Annotated in this window: 23 protein-coding genes; 10 read left to right on the top strand and 13 right to left on the bottom strand. The window is 48.6% G+C overall.

The window, feature by feature from the left end; translation table 11 throughout:
* Window positions 1–784, bottom strand: a 784-nt coding sequence (locus WHS43_08015) for a hypothetical protein (GenBank protein MEJ5339583.1), incomplete at its 3' end; no start/stop codon positions are given.
* Window positions 785–869: 85 nt separating this feature from the next.
* Here WHS43_08015 and WHS43_08010 point away from each other — a divergent pair.
* Complete coding sequence (locus tag WHS43_08010) at window positions 870–1,403, top strand: thermonuclease family protein (GenBank protein ID MEJ5339582.1); 534 nt, start codon at window positions 870–872, stop codon at window positions 1,401–1,403.
* Between the two features lie 4 nt (window positions 1,404–1,407).
* On the opposite strand, the gene WHS43_08005 is transcribed toward WHS43_08010, so the two are convergent.
* The 8 genes from WHS43_08005 to WHS43_07970 form a co-directional block, all read right to left on the bottom strand.
* Window positions 1,408–2,574 carry a hypothetical protein gene (locus WHS43_08005; protein ID MEJ5339581.1) on the bottom strand — a complete coding sequence of 389 codons (1,167 nt, stop codon included), beginning with the start codon at window positions 2,572–2,574 and terminating at the stop codon, window positions 1,408–1,410.
* A gap of 36 nt (window positions 2,575–2,610) precedes the next feature.
* The gene (locus WHS43_08000; GenBank protein MEJ5339580.1) at window positions 2,611–3,039 is read right to left on the bottom strand and encodes a DUF2231 domain-containing protein; all 429 of its coding nucleotides are present in this window, start codon (window positions 3,037–3,039) and stop codon (window positions 2,611–2,613) included.
* On the bottom strand, window positions 3,026–6,073 hold the full coding sequence (locus tag WHS43_07995; protein MEJ5339579.1) for a CusA/CzcA family heavy metal efflux RND transporter: 3,048 nt from the start codon (window positions 6,071–6,073) through the stop codon (window positions 3,026–3,028). The genes WHS43_08000 and WHS43_07995 overlap by 14 nt, the downstream gene beginning before the upstream one ends.
* Window positions 6,070–7,077 (bottom strand): efflux RND transporter periplasmic adaptor subunit, encoded by a 1,008-nt coding sequence (locus WHS43_07990; protein MEJ5339578.1) that lies wholly within the window; start codon window positions 7,075–7,077, stop codon window positions 6,070–6,072. Before WHS43_07990 ends, WHS43_07995 begins: the two co-directional genes overlap by 4 nt.
* Window positions 7,059–8,243: a TolC family protein gene (locus WHS43_07985; protein MEJ5339577.1), complete on the bottom strand. Its 1,185-nt coding sequence runs from the start codon at window positions 8,241–8,243 to the stop codon at window positions 7,059–7,061. The genes WHS43_07990 and WHS43_07985 overlap by 19 nt, the downstream gene beginning before the upstream one ends.
* Before the next feature lie 88 nt (window positions 8,244–8,331).
* Complete coding sequence (locus tag WHS43_07980; GenBank protein ID MEJ5339576.1) at window positions 8,332–9,540, bottom strand: HAMP domain-containing sensor histidine kinase; 1,209 nt, start codon at window positions 9,538–9,540, stop codon at window positions 8,332–8,334.
* Entirely contained in the window at window positions 9,537–10,187 is a 651-nt protein-coding gene (locus WHS43_07975) for a response regulator transcription factor (GenBank protein ID MEJ5339575.1), read from the bottom strand. The genes WHS43_07980 and WHS43_07975 overlap by 4 nt, the downstream gene beginning before the upstream one ends.
* Window positions 10,184–10,492, bottom strand: a complete 309-nt coding sequence (locus WHS43_07970) for a hypothetical protein (protein ID MEJ5339574.1) — start codon at window positions 10,490–10,492, stop codon at window positions 10,184–10,186. Before WHS43_07970 ends, WHS43_07975 begins: the two co-directional genes overlap by 4 nt.
* Before the next feature lie 76 nt (window positions 10,493–10,568).
* Between WHS43_07970 and WHS43_07965 the strand changes: the two genes are divergently transcribed.
* Genes WHS43_07965 through WHS43_07955 form a run of 3 tightly spaced genes read left to right on the top strand, consistent with a single transcriptional unit; the run spans window position 10,569 to window position 16,544 of the window.
* Window positions 10,569–10,856, top strand: coding sequence for a hypothetical protein (locus tag WHS43_07965; protein ID MEJ5339573.1), 288 nt, complete (start codon window positions 10,569–10,571; stop codon window positions 10,854–10,856).
* Between the two features lie 56 nt (window positions 10,857–10,912).
* Complete coding sequence (gltB, locus tag WHS43_07960) at window positions 10,913–15,403, top strand: glutamate synthase large subunit (protein MEJ5339572.1); 4,491 nt, start codon at window positions 10,913–10,915, stop codon at window positions 15,401–15,403.
* A 1-nt stretch (window position 15,404) separates the two neighbouring features.
* Complete coding sequence (locus tag WHS43_07955; GenBank protein ID MEJ5339571.1) at window positions 15,405–16,544, top strand: MFS transporter; 1,140 nt, start codon at window positions 15,405–15,407, stop codon at window positions 16,542–16,544.
* Here the strand turns inward: WHS43_07955 and WHS43_07950 are convergent.
* Window positions 16,512–17,087 carry a tRNA threonylcarbamoyladenosine biosynthesis protein TsaB gene (locus WHS43_07950; GenBank protein ID MEJ5339570.1) on the bottom strand — a complete coding sequence of 192 codons (576 nt, stop codon included), beginning with the start codon at window positions 17,085–17,087 and terminating at the stop codon, window positions 16,512–16,514. The two genes, WHS43_07955 and WHS43_07950, sit on opposite strands and share 33 nt — an antisense overlap.
* 14 nt (window positions 17,088–17,101) lie before the next feature.
* On the opposite strand from WHS43_07950, the gene WHS43_07945 reads away from it, so the two are divergent.
* Together WHS43_07945 and WHS43_07940 are read left to right on the top strand one after the other, a co-directional pair.
* Window positions 17,102–17,662 carry a flavin reductase family protein gene (locus tag WHS43_07945; protein MEJ5339569.1) on the top strand — a complete coding sequence of 187 codons (561 nt, stop codon included), beginning with the start codon at window positions 17,102–17,104 and terminating at the stop codon, window positions 17,660–17,662.
* A gap of 25 nt (window positions 17,663–17,687) precedes the next feature.
* Window positions 17,688–17,975: a 2Fe-2S iron-sulfur cluster-binding protein gene (locus tag WHS43_07940; protein ID MEJ5339568.1), complete on the top strand. Its 288-nt coding sequence runs from the start codon at window positions 17,688–17,690 to the stop codon at window positions 17,973–17,975.
* On the opposite strand, the gene WHS43_07935 is transcribed toward WHS43_07940, so the two are convergent.
* A complete protein-coding gene (locus WHS43_07935; GenBank protein ID MEJ5339567.1) occupies window positions 17,972–18,172 on the bottom strand; it encodes a DUF2892 domain-containing protein in 201 nt (66 codons plus the stop codon). The two genes, WHS43_07940 and WHS43_07935, sit on opposite strands and share 4 nt — an antisense overlap.
* A 110-nt stretch (window positions 18,173–18,282) precedes the next feature.
* Here WHS43_07935 and WHS43_07930 point away from each other — a divergent pair, with 110 nt between their 5' ends.
* From WHS43_07930 to kdsB, 3 genes are read left to right on the top strand one after another with little or no spacing between them, the layout of a single operon-like run.
* A complete protein-coding gene (locus WHS43_07930; GenBank protein ID MEJ5339566.1) occupies window positions 18,283–19,050 on the top strand; it encodes an oxidoreductase in 768 nt (255 codons plus the stop codon).
* Window positions 19,051–19,067: 17 nt separating this feature from the next.
* Window positions 19,068–19,385 (top strand): hypothetical protein, encoded by a 318-nt coding sequence (locus WHS43_07925; GenBank protein ID MEJ5339565.1) that lies wholly within the window; start codon window positions 19,068–19,070, stop codon window positions 19,383–19,385.
* The gene (gene kdsB, locus WHS43_07920; protein MEJ5339564.1) at window positions 19,382–20,101 is read left to right on the top strand and encodes a 3-deoxy-manno-octulosonate cytidylyltransferase; all 720 of its coding nucleotides are present in this window, start codon (window positions 19,382–19,384) and stop codon (window positions 20,099–20,101) included. The genes WHS43_07925 and kdsB overlap by 4 nt, the downstream gene beginning before the upstream one ends.
* Here the strand turns inward: kdsB and lpxC are convergent.
* On the bottom strand, window positions 20,026–20,865 hold the full coding sequence (lpxC, locus tag WHS43_07915) for a UDP-3-O-acyl-N-acetylglucosamine deacetylase (protein ID MEJ5339563.1): 840 nt from the start codon (window positions 20,863–20,865) through the stop codon (window positions 20,026–20,028). The two genes, kdsB and lpxC, sit on opposite strands and share 76 nt — an antisense overlap.
* Before the next feature lie 37 nt (window positions 20,866–20,902).
* Window positions 20,903–21,601, bottom strand: a complete 699-nt coding sequence (locus WHS43_07910; GenBank protein MEJ5339562.1) for a uroporphyrinogen-III synthase — start codon at window positions 21,599–21,601, stop codon at window positions 20,903–20,905.
* 21 nt (window positions 21,602–21,622) lie between these two features.
* On the opposite strand from WHS43_07910, the gene dnaG reads away from it, so the two are divergent.
* Entirely contained in the window at window positions 21,623–23,158 is a 1,536-nt protein-coding gene (gene dnaG, locus WHS43_07905; GenBank protein ID MEJ5339561.1) for a DNA primase, read from the top strand.
* Window positions 23,159–23,169: the final 11 nt, after the last annotated feature.

The raw sequence follows: 23,169 nt of genomic DNA, 5'->3' as shown, positions 1-23,169 counted from the left end.
TCTCTATCACTGTAAGCAACATCTCCTGTGCATCCAGCAAAAGACCCTCCTCAAGCCCAAGCTGTTTGCCTCTGTGAAGCCCCTCCTCAAGCCCGAGTTGTTTGCCTTTGTGAAGTCCTTCCTCAAGCCCCAGACTGTAGAGAAGGTCTTTTCTGAGTTCACTCTCTGGCAGTTTTATGTCCTCTGGTCTGACCACTATGGGCATGTGCCTGACCTCCTCTGAGAGCTTTACCCTTAAGTTAGGTCTTAGCTCTGTCAGTGTCAAGACTTTCACCATAAAGTCCTTCCTCTCCTCATCCCTCATGCCTTCCATAGTCTCAAGGAGCTTCCTTATCAGATATTCCTCATCCTCCACTCTGCACAGGCATGCTATTATCCTGTCCCCAGGGTCTTGGCTCTCCAGAAGCTCCCTGCAGTCTATCTGCCTTATGTCAAGCATGTCATACCTGAAGGTGAGGTTCTCAAGCTCCAGAGTGTCCTTCATGCTTAGCCTTTCGTTGCCCACATAGACAAGTAGTTGTTTTATGTTCTTTGTTTTATACCTCTCTGCTATGGATGTGTAGTATCGTAGCATTCTCCATGGCATGTCTGGGTCATTAAAAGACTGAAACTCCATGTGGAAGATGGTCTGGTTTTGGAGTTTTGCGAGGAAGTCCAGTCTGAGTTCAGAGGAGGGCAGGGTGGTAGGGAGTAGCTCTGTGATGGGAGCAGGGGATAGTATGTGGCTCAGTCTGAGGGGGAGCTCGTCAAAGATGCTTCTTAGGGTTTTGTCTTTTGAGGACATGGGAGGATTATAGCACTGGATGGATTTGACGCTTACAACTCCCCGAGGGTCAGATAAAAATGCATACAGTTTAAAATATCAACCTATGCGGAATAGCTTTTTGAGCCTTCTACTTGCTCTCCTGTTCTTATTTTCCTGCGGTAAGAGCCAACCCTCTAAGCCTCCAGTGGAAAACACCACGCCCTGTAAGGTAGCTTATGTGGTGGATGGTGATACCTTTCACTGCACGCTGGGCTCTGGTGAGGAGGTTAAGGTGAGGCTCATAGGGGTGGACACGCCTGAAAGCAGGGAAAACCCAAAGGCAAGAAGGGATGCAGAAAGGACGGGTCAGAGCCTCGAGGAAATAGTCAAGATGGGTAAGCTGTCCGCAGAATTCACAAAGAAGATGCTCCCGAAGGGTGAAACCGTTTATCTCGAGTTTGATGTGCAGAAAACAGACCGCTACGGGAGGCTTTTAGCTTATGTGTGGCTGTCTGATGGCAGGATGCTCAATGAGGTTCTTGTAAAAGAGGGCTACGCCATGGTCTACACCATACCCCCCAACGTGAAGTATCAGGAGAGATTTCTGCAGGCGCAGAGGTATGCAAGGGAGAACAGGAAGGGTCTCTGGGGCATGTAAAACCCTACAGGGAAAGAAGAGACCTGACTATATCCTCTTCGAAGGCCCTAAAGCCTGAGTGCATCTGGATAAGTCTCTCAAGTAGCTCCGAGTTAAGCCTCACATCTTTACCTACCACTCTGAACAGGTCAAATTTCTGGGCGAAGGCATCAATCTCCTCGTAGTAGCCAGGATTTCTGTAGAGGTAAAACACCTCCGGAAAGTATTTGGAGAGCGCCAGGATAATATCTTCCACAGATACGACCCTTCCCTCTATCTGCACGTCTATGTAGCCTTTTTCCTCCTTTATTAGCACATTATTTCCTCTTTTTTCAACAAGCATGAGTGAGGCCATTATAATAGCCACAAGGGTTGTCAGGTCTATCTCCTGAAAGTTATCCCCCAGTAGGTCCTTCTTACCGCTATAACTGACAGTTCCATCTCTGTCAAGGAAATAAACATGGTTCAGCCCCTCGGCAAAGCTAATATAATGGGCATCCTCCACGTGGGCATACCTTTTGCCCGTCTTCCCGTAAACTCCAAAATTTCTGTCTGTAAGAAGGAGAGTGTGATAGGCTCCATGCTCAGCCTTTACAAACTCACCTTCAAAGCTTCCACTGGAGAGAACCTCAAGGTCCTCTGTAAAGTAGAGGAGCTCCCCCTTCCTTATGATCACACATCCATCGTAGTGGGGGAGGACCTTAAGACCATCTGTGAGCGTCCTCTGGAATAAGAGTTCTCCATCTATGCTTACTCTGCAGATGAAGTTTCCAGCAAGAATATAGAGGTTTTTCCCCGCAAGAGCAAGAGACCTGAGAGGTTTATCTAAAAGGTCTGACACAGGCATTCTCACAACTTCTGCATCCGCAAACCTCTCTGCAGACACCCTGTAGAGGCCTTCCGCCGTGAGGAAGAAGACATTTCTGAGGTTGCTGGCCACATCCTTTATCTCATTTCCTGCCTCCAGCTCCACGCTCTCCCCGCTTCTTCTGTCCATCCTGAACAGCTTTGAGCCACCTGCGCCTAAAAGATGGTATCTTGTGCTGGTGAGTATCTTAGGAGTTTCAGAAAGCTTATTTGACTGCCATACAACCTCATACCTGGAGCTTTCCAGCAGTTCCTTCTTTGAAAATCCTTCAACTCTGTAGTTTCTTGAAAGGTAGACCCTTTCTCCATCGCAGTAAAGCTCCATATTCCACCTCCCGCCTTTAAATTCTAACACACAGAATCATTGCTTTTCAAGCCATGGCCTTACCATATGGTCATAAACTATTGAACCCCCCAGGTTTCCCTGAAAGAAAAGAAGAGAAACCCCCAGAAGGAGCATAAGGGTAAAGAGGTTTCTCATTAAGGGCTTTTTTGAAAGGACCAGCCTCACAACAAAGAGAAAGATAAAGTAAACTGCCAGCAAAAGCCCCATATTCTTGTGGGTTGAGAAGATGTTTATCTCATAGAGCTTTTCCTCTATGGGCTCGTAGGCTATCATTCCACTCACCGCAGCAGAAAGCACGGAGAGGCTGGCTATAAAACTAAAGAGCATGTGAAGGCTGTCCGGTTCCTTTCTGTTTATCCGGTAATAGAGGTCAATAACCAGAAGGGCAAGGGGCATGGCTATGGCAAAATGCGTAAAGGGTGGATGCAGTTTAATGAGCTCCATCTTTCTTCCTCCCAGCCACCAGCTCATAGACCAGTGGCAGAACTATAAGGGTAAGCATAGTAGAAGTAAATATGCCCCCTATGACCACTACTGCAAGGGGCTTTTGAACCTCTGAGCCTATGTCTCTGCTCAGTAGCATGGGAAGGAGTCCAAGGGAAGCGGCGGTGGCGGTGATAAGTATGGGTCTTAGCCTTCTTGAACCTGCCTGAAGGAGGGCTTCTCGCACGGGCACACCCTCTTCTATGAGGCTCTTTGCATAGGATATAAGCACCACTCCGTTCAGGGTTGCAATGCCAAAGACTGCTATAAAGCCCACTGCCGAAGGCACAGAAAGACTGTAACCAGAAAAATAGAGAGCAAAGACACCCCCAACCACCGCAAAGGGCACGTTCAGCATCACCACGAGGGCATCTCTGATGGAAGCGTAGTTAACATAAAGAAGCAGGAATATGAGGCCTATTGCCAGAGGCACTGCCACCGCAAGCCTTTTCATTGCCCTTTCCTGGTTCTCAAACTGCCCTCCAAAGGCTATGTAGTAGCCCTCAGGGAGCTTTATGTTCTTTTCTATCTTTGTTCTTATATCCTGCACAAAGCCTCCGAGGTCTCTTCCAGACAGGTTGCTCTGCACAAGGGCATACCTCATGCCGTTCTCTCTTCTTATCTTGTTATAGCCCTCCGCAATGTAGACCTCTGTCACATCCGAGAGCTTAAGCAAACTCCCATCCTGCATAAGCACGGGCAGAGCCTTTACCTCCTCAAGGGTCTTTTCCTTCAGGCTAAGAACCACCGGGAAGAGTATAGTTTCCTCCTGGAGCTGTGCAACCTCTGCACCGCCAAGGTAGTAGGAAATTACCTTCATTATGTCCTGAGTTGTAAGGTCGTATTTCTGGAGCATATCCTTTCTGGGAACTATCCTGAGCTGTAGCTTTCCTGCCTGAGCCTCCGTTTCCACGTCCACCGCACCCATTGTATGCGCCACAAGCTCTTCTATCTTTCCAGCCAGCTCGTTTATCTTCTGGAGGTCCTCCCCAAATATCTTTATGGCAAGGGTTGCCTTTACTCCTGAAAGAAGCTCGTCAATTCTCATCTGTATGGGCTGGGTAAAGCTGAACTCCACGCCGGGCACATTCTTGAGTTCTTCACGGAGGAGCTCCTCAAACTCCTGCCTGCTTTTAAAGCTCTGCCACTGGCTGGCAGGCTTGAGGATTATAAAGGTCTCTATGTAGCTCACATCCTCTGGCTCTCCCACCTCAGCCCTTCCTATGTTGGAAAAGGTGTGAACTACCTCGGGGTATTTCAGGGCTGTGCTCTCCACAAGGCTTGCCACTCTCTTTGCCTCTTCAAGGGAAACGTTGGAGTCAAGGAAGGACTTTACCAGCAGCGCCCCCTCCTCAAGGGGTGGGGCAAATTCTTTGCCAGTTCTCCATAGGAGAAAAAGGGAAAAGATAAAGGAAGCCAGAGTAAGAAGTAGCACTGCAGGTCTCACTCTAAAAGCCAGGGAAAGAAGGGAAACATACTTTTTGCGTAAGAAAGCAAAGAGAGCATTTTCCTCTTTTCCCCCTCTCAGAAGCCAGTAAGAGAGCACGGGCATAAAGAGGAGAGCCACTGCAAGGGAGGAGAGCAAGGCAAGTATTATGGTAAGGGCTAAGGGCTTGTAGTATTTGCCTTCCACTGACTCAAAGGTAAAGATGGGTAGAAAGACCACAGCAATGATGAGAATGGCAAAGGTCAGGGGTTTTATTATCTCCTGCACAGACTCTATTACAAGAGTGGTCTTTGAAGCCTGCCTGTTTTCTGAAAGGTGCCTGTAAATGTTCTCCACCACCACCACGCTGGCATCTGCAAAGAGGCCAAGCCCTATGGCAAGCCCTCCCATAGTCATCAGGTTTGCGGAGATGCCAAGGTTTTTCAGGAGGGAAAAGGTTATAAGAAGGGTAAAGGGAATGGACAGGACCACAAGCAGTGCAACCCTGAGGTTCCACAGATAAAGGGCTATGGCTATGGTTATGAGCACCATACCTTCTATAAGCGCCCTCTCTACGGTTCCTACTGCCTTCTGCGTGAGATAGGCCTGGTCGTATATGACCCTTATGTCCACACCCTGCGGTAGCACCTTTTTTGCCTCTTCGATGGCTCCCTTGAGCCTTTCCACCAGTTCCATGGTGTTTGTGCTGACCCTTTTAAGCACTATGTTGCCCTGCACCTCCTGTCCGTTAAAGGTGAAAGCGCCCCTTCTGTTGGGAAGCTCTCCCGGCTCCACGTCTGCCACATCCCGCAGAAGCACATAAGTATTCTCTGTTTTCTTTACTGGCACCCTGAGGAGGTCCTCCACACTTCTGAACCTTCCAAGACCACGGACCACCAGGTCCCCCTCTGGAGACTGAAGGAAGCCACCACCAGCTATCTGCCCGTATTCCTCAAGGGCCTTAATTATGTCCTGCAGGCTTAGGTTGTGCTGAAGCAGTTTCTGTGTGTCCACCTTTACCAGATATACCTTATCCGGTCCCCACTGAGATATTTCTTCAACGCCGTCAACTGCTTTTATGATGGGTTTGACTCTCCATTCCTGAAGGGTTTTAAGGTCTTCTAAGCTGTATATGCCTGTGGTATCCTGCAGGATGTAGAACATGACGTTTCCAAGACCTGAGGTGTTGGGACCCATTCGTGGAGCCATACCCTGAGGCAAGAGCCCCTGAACCTCCGAGAGCTTTTGAGAAACCAGATTTCTGGCAAAGTATATATCTGTGCCATCTCTGAAAAAGACAGTCACGTAGGAAAGCCCTGGCAGGCTTATGCTACGCACCAGCTGTGCATCCTTTATGCCAGAAAGAGCGGACTCTATGGGTTTTGTGACCAGAACCTCTGTCTCCTCTGCAGACAGGCCCGGAGTTTCCGTGTATATTACCACCTGAGTGGGAGTTGGGTCTGGAAAGGTGTCTACGGGTATTTTTAGGAAGCTGTAAACTCCATACACTACCACCACAAGAGCAAGAAGAAGCACAAAAAGCCTGTATACCAGGAGCTGTCTAATCATTTTTCTGCCTGTGCTCTGAGGAATATGACTCCGCTCACCGCCACCTCCTCTCCGTCAGAAATACCCTCCACCAGCACCTTCTCACCGGAGGAGAGAATAACCCTCACCTTTCTGACCTCAAAGCCATCCTGAACCCTCACAAAGACCACATGCTCTCCTCTTACCTTCTGCAAGGCGCTGGCAGGAAGCCAGACACCTTTCTGCTCCTTTCCCCTCAGGATTATCTGTGCCTTGAGGCCTTCCTTTAGCTTCCCGTCTGTGTTTTCCACCACAAAGCGAAGAACCTGTTTTCCCGTAGCAGGGTCAAGCCTCGGAGAGACCCACTCAAGAACTGCAGGATAAAGCTTGCCCTCGTATTCTAAATAGCTCCTGCCCTCTACCCTGAGACCTGGCTCTGCGTAGGCGTAAGCCCAGAGCCTTGAAAAGTCCTGAACCTTAAACAGAGGGCTCCCGAGGCCTACAGAGGAGCCAAGCACTGCCTTCTGCTCCACCATCACGCCAGCCCCCGGACTTCTCACAAGCAGGTTATCCCCCCTTGTTTCTCCAAGTGAATCCCTGCTCTGCAAGAGAGCTCTGTATTCAGCAAGAGCTCTGTCGTATTCCACCTTTGCGGAGAAATACCTTGCGTATGGAATTACCTCCTCTTTGTAGAGAAGCTCCTCTCTCTTGAGGGCCTCTTCTGCGGTCTGAAGCCTTACCTGTGCCATACGAATCTGTGCACTAAGCTCTGCAATCCTCGGGGAGTAAACCTCTGCAAGAAGTTGACCCCTTCTGACCCTGTCTCCTTCCCTTACATAAAGCCTTTTAACCACACCCTCAAGGGGCGAGTATACCTCCACGCTCTTACCCATATCTGCCTTTAACTGTGCTGGTGCTCGTGTTTCCGGGCTGTGGCTTTCTACCCTTACCTTCTGCGTCCTTATTCCCAGCTTCTGCACCGTCGCCTGGTCTACCCTCATGACCTGAGCCAGCACCATAAAGGGAATCAATAACAACCACACCATTTTGACCCTCCGTAGGTAATTCCCTTTGCGTATTCTGTATGTGCCTGAAGCATGAGCTCAAGCCTTCTTTTGAGAAGCTCATAGTAGCTCCTTCTTGTCTGGGACAGCTCCAGAAGGGTAATAGTCCGGAGCTTGTAGCTTTTTATGGCAAGTTCCAGCTCCTTCTGAGCTTCTGGAAGCAGTTCTTTTTCTATCTTTTCTACCTCTCTTCTTATCTGCTCAAACTGGGTCTTTGCAGACCTGAGCTGAGCCAGGGCTTTCTGCTTTTGAGTTTCCGCCTCTGCAGAGAGAAGATTTTGCTGAGCCATAAGTTCAAGCATCTCACCCTGCCTTCTGTAAAGGAGGGGAAGGTTTACCACCAGACCTGCCCGAAGGCCGTATTCTCTGTCCGCCACTTTTTCTGCAGTAATGCTCACAGAATAAGAGGGTTTTGAAAGCACCCTCTCCACCTCCATCTGTTTTGACAGACTCTGAATACCTGCCCTGTAGTAGGCAAAAAGGGGCGTCTCTTCAAGGTCCATGTGCGCCCACTGGGGAAGGCTCAGTTCGCCTTCCACATCCATCACATCTCTGTCGGTTAGCGTAGAAAGCTCCCCGAGCAGGGCTCTGTATTTAGACTCTACAAGACGCCTATCGCCCTCAAGTAGCTCCAGTTCCCTCTGAGCACGAAGTAGTTCAAGCCTGGTGGTCTCTCCAAGCCTGAAGCTTCTCTCTACAAAATCCCTTATCTCCCTCTGAAGCCTTAGCTCCTCTTCTGCCACCTTTAAAAGCTCCTTTGTATACAGAGCCTGATAGAAGAGCAGGTATACATCCTGAGCGAGCCTGTTCTTCTCAGACTCTATGCGATGCTGTAGGGCTATGCTCTGAAGTCTGTAGACTTCACCAGCGCTTCTGAAGAGGGCTGGATAGGATAGAGGTTGCGTATAAGTTATGCCGTATATGGGTGCTTTTGAAAAGCCCTCCTTTGAGGTGCCAAAGTTACCAGCCTCCACGGAAAGACTGGGATTTAGCCCAGAGCGGTAGCTGAGCCTTTTTCCTTCGTAGATAAGCCCCTCTGAGGGAAGACCCTTTATGTAGGGGCTGTTTTCTATGGCGGAGTTTATGGCACTTTTCAGGTCAAGGGCAAGAGATACACCAGCGTAAAGCAACAAAAAGACAAGGAGCATCACAGCCAGATTATATCATGTCCTACCTTAACTGTAGATTAACCACATGTAAATGTTCCTTAAAAGGTGTTTTAATTCTTAAATAAAATCATGAACTTTTACTGCTACTGCAGAAGTTTATCATAAAAACTACTCTATAAAGGCTGCCTTCTTCCCTCTGTCTCAGGCTAATAGACCACCCCAGCACTTCACATAATCTTTTTGCAATGTATAGCCCCACACCACCGAGCCTTTTGCTCTCTGGCTTTTCAAGAAGGTTTTCGTCCACAGGCTTTGAGGATAGGTTTTCCACGCTCAGAGTGCATCCCTCAAGCCTTATAAAAACCTCCCCCTCTCCATGCCTTATGGCGTTGTCCACCAGCACATCAAAGACCTCCATGGCAAGCTCCGGGTCGCACTGCAGGATGACCTCCTGCATATCCATCCTTATCCTTTCTTGAGGGTAGAGGAGAAGAACCTTCTGCAAAAGCTCTCTCAGATTACACTGTTCAAAAGAAGGGCTGTAGAGCTGTGCCTCCAGCTTTGAAAGCCTCAGAAAAGCCTTAGAGCTCTTTTCTATCCTCTGGAGCTCTTTTCTAATATCGCTAAAGTCCACTTCCCTGTGTCTTCTCTGCAAAAGCTCCAGCCTCAGGTATAGCCTACCCAGCGGGGTTTTCAGAGAGTGGCTCAGAGCCATAAGAAGGTCTCTGTAGTGATGGGACTGCTCTTTTATCTCCCTGAGCCTTTCCCGGAGACTTTTTACGAGAGGTTCAATCTCCCTGTAAACCTTTACCTCTCTGCCCTCAAGGCTTTCTCTGACAGCACCCTCAAGCTCAACAAGGCTTCTTTTTACAAAAAGCCAGTAGAAAAACACAAGAAGCAACAGGAAAAAGAGCCATCCAGAGAGTAGTGCTGTCTTCAAAAGCCCGAAGAATTCCATCGCCTGACTTATATCAATGCCATACTGCAGGTAAAAGCCCCTTGAGCTTTTTGTGGTTATAAAGCGGTAGGTTTTTTCGCCAAAAGAGAGGTTCTCCGTGTAGGGCATTTCTCTGTTTTTGAGGGGAGGAATGAATTCAAGGTTGCTGGCGTCCACCACAAGTCCCTGGGGGTTTCTCAGCACGTAGGGCTCACTTCTCCCAAACTCTTCCCCCTCAGTGTAGAGCTTTTCAAGCTCAAGCACATCTTTCATGAGATGGCTGTCCAGCAGAAGATAATAGGACCTCTCTACGCTCCAGTAAATGCCCCCGAGAAATACACTGCTTGCAAGGGCAACCACCAGAAAAAAGAGAAAAAACTGCCTTCTGAGAGAGTTCATTCTATCCTGTAGCCAAGCCCTTTCTGTGTTCTTATTATATCCCTGCCCAGCTTTTTCCTGAGCCTGTGGATGAGCACCTCCACCGTGTTGCTTTCTGCCTCATAGCTCCCTAGAGCCTTTTCAAGCAGCTCCTCCCTGGAGACAGACCTGCCCCTGTTGAGGAGAAGATACTCAAGCAATGAAAACTCACCGACAGTGAGGCTCACATCTTTCCCCTCCACAGAGACCTTCTTCTGCTGCAGGTTTATATGCAGGGGTCCGAGCCTTATTTCAGAACTTTCAAGCCCTGCGTATCTCCTTCTCACTGCAACTATCCTTGCCATCAACTCTTCAAAGTGAAAGGGTTTGGTAATGTAGTCGTCTGCACCCATCTGGAAAAAGTCCACCTTACTCTTTACATCCGACACCACCGTGAGGGCTATAACTGGCACCTTTGAGCCTTCTTCTCTGAGCCTTTTTAAGAATTCCCTGCCGTCCAGACCCGGCAGAAAGTAATCCAGCAGTATAAGGTCAAAATCTTCAGAGAGGGCAAGGTCGAGCCCCCGCCTTCCGTCGAGGGCAAGCCTCACCCTGAAGCCCTCCTGCTCCAGGAGACCCTTGAGAGAGTTTGCAAGCTCCCTGTCATCTTCCACAAGAAGCAACCTCACTTGCCGGCACCCTCCATAAACCTCTGCCTGAGCTCAGACATCTCCTTCTTGGTCTGCACCTTTGCCTGAGCCCTGCACTCTTCAAAAGCCCAGAAGTCCTTTGCCTTCTGCAGGCAATCTCTTTCTCTGGCTATGCTCCTTTCTTTTATCTTCAGGGCTTCATCCCTGAATTGCCTGCACTTTTCCCAGTTCTGCTGACACCAGAGCTTATGCTCCTTCTTGCCCATGGAATGTCCCACAGGCTGTGCCAGGGCAACCGCCCCAAGCGTGCCAAGGGCAGTGAGAACTGCAAGCGCCTTTCTCATGATAGCACCTCCTTTAAGGTTTGATGAATATACGATAGACATTAACCAAGAATTAACGAGCATATATTTTCCAGATATGAGGTTTTTGCTTTTGGACCTCCTCAAAAAGAGGCTGAACCCATACAGCCTTGTTCTGAAGATACTTTCTAAGTTAATACTCTGGGCGCTTGCCTCAGAAAAAAGAAGAAGGAGAGCCTTATCTCTCCTAAAGCCCGCATTGAGGCTCTACGGAAAGCTCCTGCTTCGCACTACGAGAGGGCTGTATGGAGTAGTGCTTGTGCTCCTTGCATATCTGGTGTCTTATCTTCTGAAGAGTTCTATCGGGAGAGCTGGCGGGGTGAAGCATAAAAAGCAGCCCTCATAACATCCTTTTTCCTATATTAAAATATTAACCCATTTACCCTTTTGTGAGGTGAAGAGATGGAGCTTTTGGAATACGACTCCTGCGGTGTAGGCTTTGTATGCAGTGTAAGGGGTGAAAAAAGCCACCAGATCGTTCGCTGGGGCATAGAGGCGGTGAAAAACCTCACCCACAGAGGTGCCGTTGGCGGTGATGGAAAGACCGGAGATGGCGCTGGTGTTCTCATAGAAATTCCCAGAAGGTTCTTTATAGAATGGCTTTCCGAGGAAGGTTATGAGGTTTCTGACATAAACAACCTTGCGGTGGGTGCAGTCTTCCTGTATGAGGATGTAAGAGCTCAGATAGAGGAACATGTAAGAAAATCACCCTTCTCTCTCCTTGCCTGGAGAGAGGTTCCTGTCAGCAAGTCTGCAGTGGGAGAATCTGCCCTCAAGGTTATGCCAAAGATATTCCACCTTCTACTGGATGCAGGAAAAGTTCCGGAGGAAAGGCGAGAGCTGGAGCTCTACATTCTCAGAAGACGAATTGAAACGGACAGGAAACTCAGAGATAAGGTCTACTTTGCCTCACTGTCTTCAAGAACCCTGGTATACAAGGGTATGCTGGTGGCACCCCAGCTGGATGTGTTCTATCCTGAGCTAAACGACCAGCGGATAGAGTCAGCCTTCTGTCTATTTCATCAGAGATATTCCACAAACACCTTCCCCAACTGGAAGCTGGCTCAGCCCTTCAGGTATCTTGCTCACAACGGAGAAATAAACACCATTCTGGGAAACAGAAACTGGATGAGGGCAATAGAGCACGAGCTTGAGCATGAGCTCTTTGGTGAGAACATAAAGCTCATAAGACCACTGGTTTCTTACGAGGAGAGCGATTCTGCATCCCTTGACAGGGTCTTTGAACTTCTGCTTCTTGTAGGCTACAGCCCTGAGCATGCCATAAACATGCTCATTCCTCCTGCCTGGGAGGGCGTGCCATGGCTTCCGGAGGAGGTAAAGGAGTTTTTTGAATACCAGTCCCTTCTCATGAAGCCCTGGGATGGACCTGCGAGCATAGCCTTTACTGACGGAAGAAAAATAGGGGCTCATCTTGACAGAAATGGTCTGAGACCTGCCAGGTATGTGCTCACGGAGGATGGTGTTCTTGTGCTTGGCTCAGAGGTGGGTATGGTGGACCTTGAAGGTAGAAAGGTTCTCAAGAAGGGAAGGCTGGGACCGGGGGATACGCTTGTTGTTGACCTTTCAACGGGTGAGGTAAAAGAGACGGAGGAGATACTTAGAGACCTATCTTCTCAAAAGCCATACGGTGAGTGGCTTAGAAAGCACCTTGTGAGGTTGGGCAGTATAATAAAGGATTACAGGCTTCCTGAGCCTTCTGAAGACCCGGATAGAATAAGAAAACTGGTTGCCTTTGGTTATACACAGGAAGAGATAAAGCACGTTCTTGCACCCATGGCGGAAGAAGGCAAAGAAATAACCTTCTCCATGGGAGATGATACACCCATACCACCCCTTTCAGAAAAGCCAGTGCTGCTCTTCAGATACTTCAAACAACGCTTTGCTCAGGTAACAAACCCTCCCATAGACCCCATAAGGGAAAAAGCGGTCATGTCCCTCAGAATGAACCTGGGACACAAAAGAAACTTTCTGAGGGAAGAAGAGGAGCATGCAAGGAGGTTTCAGATAGACAGCCCCATACTCCTGCCCTACCAGTTCAGAGCTCTCATGGAGCAGGAGCACTTCAAGGTAGCATGGGTGCCTATAACCTATCCCAAGGAAAGAAGCTACTGCGTGGTAGAGCTTCAGGACCTGGCAGGCGAGAGAAGAATAACGGACATACTCTACGATGCCATGTATGAGGGCATTACCATATGCGACCTCAGGCTGGGCGTGGAAATAGTCTGCAGAAGAGTTGAAGAGGCTGTAAGAGAGGGTGCAAACATAGTGGTCTTATCGGACAGAAATATATCCAGATACAGGCTTGCTGTGCCAAGTCTTCTGGCAGTGTCTGCCGTCTTCAGGTGGCTCTCAGAGAGGGGGCTTGCCAACAGAGTGTCCATAGTGATAGAAACGGGTGAAGCAAGAGATACCCATCACATGGCATGCCTCATAGGCTATGGTGCCTCCGCTGTGTATCCATACCTGGTGTATGAGCTTATAGGTGAACTCTGTCAGAAGGGGGAGATAAAGGCTCCTTACGAGCAGGCAGTTTTTAACTATAAAAAAGCCCTTGAGGATGGGCTACTCAAAATCATGTCCAAGATGGGTATTTCTACCCTCAACTCCTATCAGGGTGCGAGAATCTTTGATACGGTTTGCCTCAGCAGAGATTTTGTGGAGGAATACTTCCCCGGCACTCCCGTGACTCTTGAATCGGACGGCATATTTGAGGTTCAGGACAGTTTGCTGGCAAGGCATGATGCGGCATATGATGTGGAAAATCCACAGCTTGACTACGGTGGGGACATGAAGTTCAGAAAGGGTGGGCAGTATCACGCATGGTCCCCCTTTGTGGTCCGGGCTCTCCACAAGTTTTTGGAGACAAAGGAATACGAGGATTATAAGGAGTTTTCACGCATAGCCAACGAAGAGCACCCCGCCTTCATAAGACATCTTTTAGACTACAAAAAAGCGGAAAAGCCCATCCCCGTAGAGGAGGTGGAGCCCGTAGAGAACATTCTCAGGAGGTTTGTCACGGGTGGTATGTCTCTGGGAGCACTTTCCCCCGAGGCCCATGAGGTGCTGGCAGAAGCCTGCAACAGGCTCGGCATGAAGAGCAACTCTGGGGAAGGAGGGGAAGACCCTGCCAGATACTGGACCATAAAGAACTCTGCCATAAAACAGGTTGCCTCCGGACGCTTCGGAGTCACACCCACCTATCTTGCCTCAGCAAAGGATATAGAGATAAAAATCGCTCAGGGCGCAAAGCCCGGAGAAGGAGGGCAGCTACCCGGTAAGAAGGTAAACGAGTACATAGCAAGGCTCAGGCACGCACAGCCGGGAGTCACCCTCATATCTCCACCACCCCACCATGACATATACTCCATAGAGGACCTTGCCCAGCTTATAAACGACCTTAAAGAGTCCAACCCACAGGCAAAGGTGTGTGTCAAGCTGGTGGCTGAAACAGGTGTGGGAACCATAGCGGCGGGGGTGGCAAAGGCTTATGCGGACATTGTCCAGATAAGCGGTGCAGAAGGCGGAACGGGCGCAAGCCCCTACTCTTCCATAAAAAATGCGGGCAACTACTGGGAAATAGGGCTTTCGGAGACGCAGAGGGTGCTTATGGAAAATGGCTTGCGGGACAAAGTCAGGCTCAGGGTGGATGGAGGTATGAGGACAGGCAGGGATGTGGTTCTTGCAGCCCTTCTGGGAGCGGAGGAGTTTGGCTTTGGCACTGCGGCCATGATAGCTGAGGGATGCGTGATGGCAAGGCTGTGCCATACAAACCAGTGCCCCACGGGCGTAGCCACGCAGGACCCCAAATACAGGGAGAAGTTCAAGGGAAGGGTGGAGAATGTGATGGCTTACTTCAGAGCAGTGGCTCAGGAGGTCAGAGAAATCCTTGCCCAGATGGGTGTCAGGTCTCTTGATGAGATAATAGGTAAGAGGGACCTGCTTGAAGTGAGGACCTATGACCATATCCCCGGCTCCAAGAGGGTAAAGCTGGAGGAATTCCTGAAGGAAGGATATCCTGAAGGTAGACCCCTAAGATGTCTGCAGGAGAGAAACGACAACCCCAGAAGGAGCGAGCTGGCAAAGAGGCTGGAAGAAGAGGTTCTACCCTATATAGAAAAGGGTCAGCCCTTCTACGGAGAATACTCCATCAGGAATGTGGACAGGAGCGTGCCCACAAGGCTTGCCTACCACATTGCGGTAAGATACAGGGATGAAGGACTTCCAGAGGATACCATACAACTTCTTTTTAGAGGCACTGCAGGGCAGAGCTTTGGAGCCTTTAATCACAGGGGCATGTTTCTTACTCTCATTGGCGATGCCAACGATTATGTGGGCAAGGGTATGTATGGAGGAAGGATTGTGATAAAGCCCGACGGGCTCAAAGACCCGCACAACCATGTGATAATGGGAAACACATGCCTCTATGGTGCAACGGGCGGTGAGCTCTACGCAGCGGGCAGGGCCGGAGAAAGGTTTGCTGTCAGGAACAGTGGAGCTCTGGCAGTGGTAGAGGGTGCAGGCATGCACTGCTGTGAATACATGACAGGAGGGCTTGTGGTGGTGCTTGGAAAGGTGGGTGTAAACCTGGGAGCTGGCATGACTGGAGGCTACGCCTACGTGCTGGATGAAGAGGTGCAGGATAAGATAAACACAGGCTACGTGATGGTAAGAGCACTCAAAGATGAAGAGAAAGATGAGCTAAGGACTTTGATTGAAAAACACTTCAGCTACACCGAAAGCCCACTGGCGGAGGAGATTCTCCAGAATTGGGAAATGTATGCGGAAAGGTTCAGAAAGGTGGTGCCCTTAGAGCAGTGCAGGAGAGACCCTTATGGTGTGTCAGACCAGTGCGAGGTAGAAGTAAAGAAATAGTGTGAAAAGAAAATTTAAACTTCTTTCCTTTGCCCTCTACGATTCTGGGGAGACTGTGCTGGGGGCCCTTTTATTTTCCACCTTATATCCTCTATACATTACCCAGCATGTGGATGTTAAGACCTACTCGGTGCTATATGGGATTGCCTTTTTTATCTCCTTCCTTGTTGCCCTTCAGCTTGGCAGGATCGCTGACCATAGGGGATTGAGAAAAGGCTTTTTCACACTTTTCAGCCTGTGCGTCCCTCTTTTATGCCTTACTCTCTTCATATCCTTCAACAGGGCAGAGCTCAACTTTGTCCTCTATCTTCTTTTGGCAATATTTCACCAGCAGGCACTGGTCTTCTATAACTCCCTTCTGAAATCTTTTGAGACAAAAGGGTTTGCCTCTGGCTTTGGTGTGGCTCTGGGCTATGCGGGGTCTGCCCTGTCCCTTATCTTTCTTGCGCCGGTGCTTACCCTCCCCTCTGCCTTTGTATGGGTTGGTCTTATATTTTTCCTGCTCTCCCTGCCTTCTGTAGTAAGTCTGTCTGAGCCGGAGGAAAGGCAGAAGGTTGTTCTCAGAGAACTTTTCAGAGACAGAGGCTTCCTCCTTACCATGGCCTCCATGCTTCTTCTCATGGAGCTTGCCCATACCATGATAGCCATGATGGGCGTCTATCTCAGGGAAGTTTACGGGCTTTCAGAGAGGGATATATACAGAACTATAGGCTTCTCAGCCCTTGGGGGCATCTCCGGAGGTCTCCTGTTTGGAAGGCTTACCGACAGGATTTCCGCCCAGAGGCTTTTCCCTCTGGGCTTTCTCCTGTGGAGTGCCTTTCTGCTTTTACTCTACATTACACCCAGAGATTTTTTGCTTCCACTTGGCTTTTTTGCAGGTCTATGTTTGGCGCATCTATGGACCACTTCAAGGATTTTGCTCCTTGAGAGGTTTACCCGTGGAGATGTGGCTGTGAGGTTTTCCTTCTATTCTCTCAGCGAGCGTATAGCCTCAAGCCTTGGGCTTATATTCTGGTCTTTTTTCCTGCTCATAACCGGGGAAAACTACAGGCTGTCTGCCCTTCTTATGCTTATCTTTCCATCTATGGGAGCATTGCTTTACCTTCTCTCAAACAGGAGGTTTGAGGTAAAGCGGCTCTAAAAGCATAGGGTTGTCGCCCTCGTAGCCTTCGGAAAGTTTCCTATAAGCCCACAGTCCACCATAAAGGGAAAAGGGAAAGTATTCAAGCTGGATGTCTCCAATCCCCTGGGATGCAAGACCTACCAGCGGGACTTCGGGCAGCCTGTCCTTCAACACCTCAATTTCACCCATCTGCTGACCTTTGCAGATTCTGTAGAAGATATTGCTGCTTACCCTGAGAGCAACAGCCCTTTCTTCCTTACTCTTTACAAAAAGACACATCATATGCAGGTTTTCATAGCCCACTATGGGCTTGCCTCTCAGGTAGGCCAGCGTTTTCATAAAGGTTATGCCAATCCTCAGCGATGTTAGATAACCAACGCCAAGGGAAACAGCAAAGGCATCCATATTCTCTGCTTCTATCTTTAGCTCCTCCAGCACCATCGGCAGATGCTGAAGGGTTTTCTTACCGTCGTCCACATAGTGATGGAGCACCACCCTGCCATCCTCTACAACCGTAAGGTTTATGGGAGAAAAGGATGTGTCCAGGGAAAGAAGCCTCATTTATACTATGATACATGCTCTTTGATATGGAAAGTCCTCAGGGGTTTGACCCCTACGAGGTGCTTACAAAGCTGGTTGTTCCAAGACCCATAGCATGGGTCTCCACACTGAGTCCGGAGGGCATTCCGAACCTTGCACCCTTCAGCTTTTATAACGCAGTATGCGACGAGCCACCAATTGTGCTCCTCTCCATAAGCAGAAAAGAGGATGGAAGCAGAAAGGATACAGCAAGAAACATACTGAGCACTGGTGAATTTGTGATAAACTTCCTCTCAGAGGAATTTCTGTCGGCGGTAAAGATTACCTCTGAAGAGTTCCCACCTGAAGTGAGCGAGTTTGAAATGGCAGGGCTCAAACCGGTGCAATCTTACAGGGTAAAGGCGCCGAGGGTGGAAGGTGTAAGAGCCTGGCTTGAATGCAGACTTTTCAGACATGAGGAACTCTTTAACTACGACCTGCTATTTGGAAAAGTTGCCCTCGCCGGTGCGGAGAGCCTTGACCCCAGCCACCTGAAACCTCTCGGGAGGCTCTCTGGAAAGTTCTGCAGAATCATTGAGATAAATCAAAGCCCATAGAATCTTTGTGGCTAAAATATTTCTCATGGCTAAGGTTAAGATAAACAAGAAGGTGCTTGAAATCCCCGCAGGTGAAAAGTTTGGTGACCACCATCATGAGATAGAAAAGGCGGGTGTGGAGTTTGGATGCACCGACGGTCAATGTGGTGTGTGCGTATGCACAGTGCTAAAAGGGCTTGAGTGCCTGGCGGAGCCCTCCGAGCAAGAAGAAGAAACCCTCTGGAGAATAGGAGAGTATGAGGAAAACAGGAGGCTCACCTGCCAGCTGGTGATAGAAAAGGAAGGCTGCGAGATAGAGTTAGAGACCGATTAGCATGTGCACTCTTTAACTCCCAGCCTTCTGTAAAGGCTTATCACAGGGCACCAGCCAGTAAAGGCAGACTGTATCTGGTTGAGAGCCATAAAGACTATGAAAGCCTTCCAGAACCAGTGTATTTCTGAAGGCAGTATGGCGATAAGAAATACCAGCAAAAGCACACCACCAGAGGTAAGCCTCAAAGCTCTATCCATAGTCATCTTCAACCTCCTTAAATAAGTTTATAAGAATATTCTAATAAACTTTATTCACTTGTCAAGCAGGAAGTGCCAGTTTATAACTACTCTGTGAGATAATCTTAAACATGCACAGGATTCTTGAGAAGAAGAGGCTTTCGGAGGATGCCTGTATTTTAAAGGTTCATGCACCCCATGTATCAGCGGCACAGCCCGGGCAGTTTGTAATGGTTCAGCATACAGAGCTTTCCGAGCTAATACCCCTTTCCATACTTGACACCTTTGAGGAGGGCTTTACCTGCCTTGTTAAGGCTGTGGGAAGGTCAAGCCTTGAGATTCTTGAGGAGGCTGAGAGCTTTCAGTATGTGGCAGGACCACTGGGCAAGCCCTTTCCGGTAAATCAATACGGAAAGATAGTCTTCTACGCCTATTCATGGGGTATTGCACCAATTCTCAATGTGGCAAGGGCGCTGAAGGCTGCAGGTAATAGACTCCTCTTACAGGTAGTTTCTGAGGATTTTTATCTCAGAGAAAGGGCTGAGGAGCTCTTTGAGGAAGTAAGGCACTCTGAGGACATTATCGTCTTTGATGCAGACCTTGTAGTCTCAGCGGGAGAAAACGGACTATCCTATAGACTTACAGAGATTTACAGGAATACCCCGATTGTTAGTATGGTAAGCGTTCACATGCTGGACGCAGTAGGTCTTTGTCTTGTTTGTAGAGTGATGGTGGATGGAAAGCAGCTACTGGCATGCACTGAAGGTCCATGGTTTGAAGCCCACAAGGTTAACTGGAAAAACCTTATCGATAGAGAAAGCCTCTACAAAGAACAGGAGAGCCTTGCCCTTGAAGAATACAGAAAAATCCTCAGGAGAAAGAGCCTCAGGAGCGAATGAACTTATAATTCTTACTGATGCAGGAGCAATACGATAAATTCAGAGAGTATGTAGAGGAACTGGAAAAGTGCAGAAAAGAGCTGGAAAACCTAAAGTTTGAAAATAACTCCATACATGAAAAGCTCTATAGGCTTGAAATGGAAAAAACATCCCTCAAGGAAAAAGTTGAGAAGCTGACAGAATACATACAGAACATAGAACAGGTTTCAAGAAGTAAGGATGAAATGATACTGTCCCTTTCAAGGGACATAAACAGCTACAGAAAACTTCTCATGACGCTTGTTATTCTTCTTTTTCTGCTTCTTATGGTAATAGTTTACCTGTCCATGCGATGAAAAGGCTGATCGTAATACCAGCGAGGCTCGGCTCCACAAGGCTAAATGAAAAGCCTCTTGTTTCTTTACTTGGCAAGCCCCTTATAAGGTGGGTGGTGGAGGGTTGTCTGAAAACTGGTGAAAGGGTAGTCCTTGCTACGGACAGCGAGAAGATTTACCACAGCGTAAAAGACCTCCCTGTAGAAGTAAGGTTTACCCCTTCAGAGCTTCCCTCGGGAAGCGACAGGGTTGCTCATGTGATAAGGGATGAGCATGTGGACTGCGTGATTAACTATCAGGGGGATGAGCCCTTTGTTTACAAAGAAGACATTTGCAGGCTCTTTGAAGCCCTACTTGAGCACCCAGTGGCAACCCTTGCCCTGAGAGACACTCAGGCTTACGAAGACCCAAACTCGGTAAAGGTTGTCCTTGCAAGGGACCACACAGCCCTCTACTTCTCAAGGTCCGCCATTCCCCACATGAAAAAAAGCTCAGACCTCTACCCTCTCAAGCATGTGGGTATATACGCCTTCAGGAAGGAGACCTTGCTGGAGTTTACCTCTATGGGAAGGGGCCTTCTTGAGGAGCTTGAAGGGCTGGAACAGCTCAGGCTCTTAGAAGCTGGCTACAGAATAAGGGTTATAATCTCAGAGAATTACTATCACGGAGTGGACACAGAAGAGGACATAAGACTCGTAGAGAGAGAGCTTTCAGCAAGGCTTTTCACGAAATCATAGTTGAGGCTATGACCCCCCAGGTAAGAAAAGACTTTCCCTCTAAGCCTCATACCAAGCAGGCTCAGGTCTCCAAGAAGGTCAAGAAGCTTGTGCCTTATGGGCTCGTCCTTTGACCTCATTCCCTCAGGGTTGTAAACAAAACCGTCTCCTATAACAACTGCGTTTTTGAGGTTCCCCCCCTTTGCAAGACCCTTCTGAAGCAAGAACTCCACCTCCTCCTCGTAGCAAAAGGTTCTTGCAAAGACCACTTCCCTTGCATTTCCACAATACTGGGCTGTGCCTTCTTCAAGAAGACCCCTCACATAGCCCCTGTATGCTGCGCAGAAGCCCTCATAAGGCTCCGCCCTAATGTAGCCTTTACAGTTTTTCACTTCAAAGTTTTCTGTTAGCTCAAAAACTCTCGCTTCCTCCTCAAGCTCAGTGGTCAGATTTTTCAGTAGCTTGTAGAAGTGATAACCACTTCCGTCAAGTATGGGAACCTCACACCCACTTAAAAACTCTACTGTAAGGTTATCCACTCCAAGCATGTAAAGAACCGCAAGCAGATGCTCCACAGTGCTTACTCTGACACCATCTTTTCCAAGAACTGTGGCATGGTCAGTGCCAAGCACATACCTGTAGCTGGCAGGGATGTATGTGCCCTTAATAAAAAACCTTACTCCAGTGTTTTCCCTCTCAGGGTGCAGAACGATCCTTGAAACCTCACCGCTGTGAATGCCCACGCCTTCAAACTCCACTTCCCTAAGGAGGGTTTTCTGCCTCATCTCACATCTCATTAATGCAAATTTTATAATGCAAATTTTATACCATGCTTTTCAAAAGCTCCGCCACCTTTTCAACTGAAGGTTTTTCAGGCACGAGGCACTCCAGGTTTACCTCACTTTCAAAAAATTCCTTTGTGGTTTTGCCAATACAGAGGACTTTAAGGGGCTTCAGAGACCTTTCTGCTTCTTCCTTTTGCAAGTTTGCAAGAAGACCCCTTACTGCAGAAGGGCTGGCAAAGAGGATAGCATCTGCCCGAGAGAGGACTTCAAGAATTTCCTCCTTTCTGTAAAGCCTTGTCTTTACACTGTAGACGTCAAGGGCATACACCTCAAAGCCAAGAGCCCTGAGCCCCTCCACCACTTCATCCCTGCCTATAGCAGATTTTGGAACCAGCACTTTCCCTTTCAGGCCATGAAAAAGTTTCAAAACCTCCTGTCCGTAGTAGTTTGCAGGCATTGCCCATACATTGTAGCCGTAGTCTTCAACCGCATTTCTGGTCTTTTCTCCCACCACCACAATCTTTTCCTTCTCAAGTCTGCACTTGGAAAAAAAGGCTCTTACTGCCCTCGGGCTCTGAAAGACCACAAAGTCAAAGCTTTCCTGCGGAGGCTCAAAGTCAATGGGCTCTTCCTCTATCAGGGGCATGGGTATGACTTCAAAGCCAGCTCTCTCAAAGATTATTCTGTCCCTCTCTATGTCCTCCTGACTTCTGGTTAGGATAACTTTCAGAGGCATCCAGGGAATATAATTTACTCCATGCCTTCCCCCAGAGAACTCCTTGGAAAGATTGACATAGTGGATGTTATATCCTCCTACATAGAGCTCAAAAGGGTTGGAAACAGCTATGTGGCAAGGTGCCCCTTCCATCCCGATGATACCCCTTCCTTCTATGTATCTCCCTCAAAGGGTATTTTTAAGTGCTTTGGTTGTGGAGTGGGGGGTGATGCGGTAAAGTTTGTGAGCCTGTATGAGAATGTGGACTACTGGGAGGCTCTTGAGAGGCTGGCAAAGAGATATGGTATAAGGGTAAGCGTAAGAAAAAGGGAAAAGGACAGTCAGCTTTTGCTTGCTCTTCAGAGGGTTACGGACTTCTACCATGAGGAGCTCAAAAAGAGCAGGACAGCGCTTGAATACCTGCAGAGCAGGGGAATAGGCTCAAAGACCATAAGCAGGTTTTCTCTCGGCTTTGGTGGAAACACAGAGGCGTTGGTAAAGAGGCTGATGGAAGAGGGGCTTCTGGGGGTATACGAAAAAAGCTCAAATCTCACAAGGTTAGACTCTGGAGTATACAGAGACCTTTTCAGAAACAGGCTTGTAATTCCCATAAGGGACATAAAGGGTAATGTGGTGGCCTTCGGTGGAAGAAGCCTTGATGGAAGCCATCCCAAGTATGTGAACTCCCCTGAGTCTGAGGTTTTCAGAAAGAGGGCTACACTCTTTGGTCTTTTTGAGTCAAAGGATTACATAAGAGAATCGGGGCAGGTGGTGGTGGTGGAAGGATACTTTGACCTTATGAGCCTGTGGCAAGAAGGCATAAGAAACTGCGTTGCACCACTTGGAACAGCACTCACGGAAGAGCATGCAGGTATACTTTCCAGAATGGCAAAGACAGCCATACTCCTCTACGACGGGGACAGTGCAGGCAGAAGGGCTGTCAGGTCTTCTGTGCCATACCTGATCGGCGCCGGGATGGAGGTGAAGGTTGTATACCTGCCTGAGGGGGAAGACCCCGACTCCTTCGTAAAGAAGGACCCAGAAGGTCTAAGGAAGATGATAAGTTCAGCTCCTACAGTGGAAGAAGAGCTCCTTAGGGATATAGAGAAGGGAAACAGGTCTGCCCTTGAGGACCTTCTTTACTTCTGCGGCTTTATACCGGATGGCCTCAGGAAGTTCGAACTTCTCAGGGAAATATCATCCGCCACTGGTCTTCCCATAACAAACCTTCAGGAGAGGCTTCCAAAGGTAGAAAGGAAAGCAAAGGGAGAAAGGGTGGACCTCAGCTACCACGAAGCCGTCTTGCTGGCAGGGCTTTACAGGTTTGGTCTTGAGGGTGTGGACCTCAACAGCCTCAGACTCTCTCCTCAGGCAATGGAGCTTATAGAAGCCCTGCAGAGGGAGGAATACCACCTCCTTCCCGATTACATAAAGAACCTAAGAATTTTCAACCTTGAAAGGGCTTTTCAGGAGAGCATTAGAGCACTTGGCCTTCCCGAGGAAAGACCGGCTCTTGACTTTGACCAGCTCAGAAAAGAAAGCAGAGAACAGCCCAGAAAGCTCAGACTCAGGAAGTGATATATTTTATA

This window comes from Aquificaceae bacterium, assembly GCA_037481935.1.
Classification (GTDB): Bacteria; Aquificota; Aquificia; order Aquificales; family Aquificaceae; genus Pampinifervens.
This window is presented reverse-complemented; position numbering and strand designations above follow the sequence as displayed.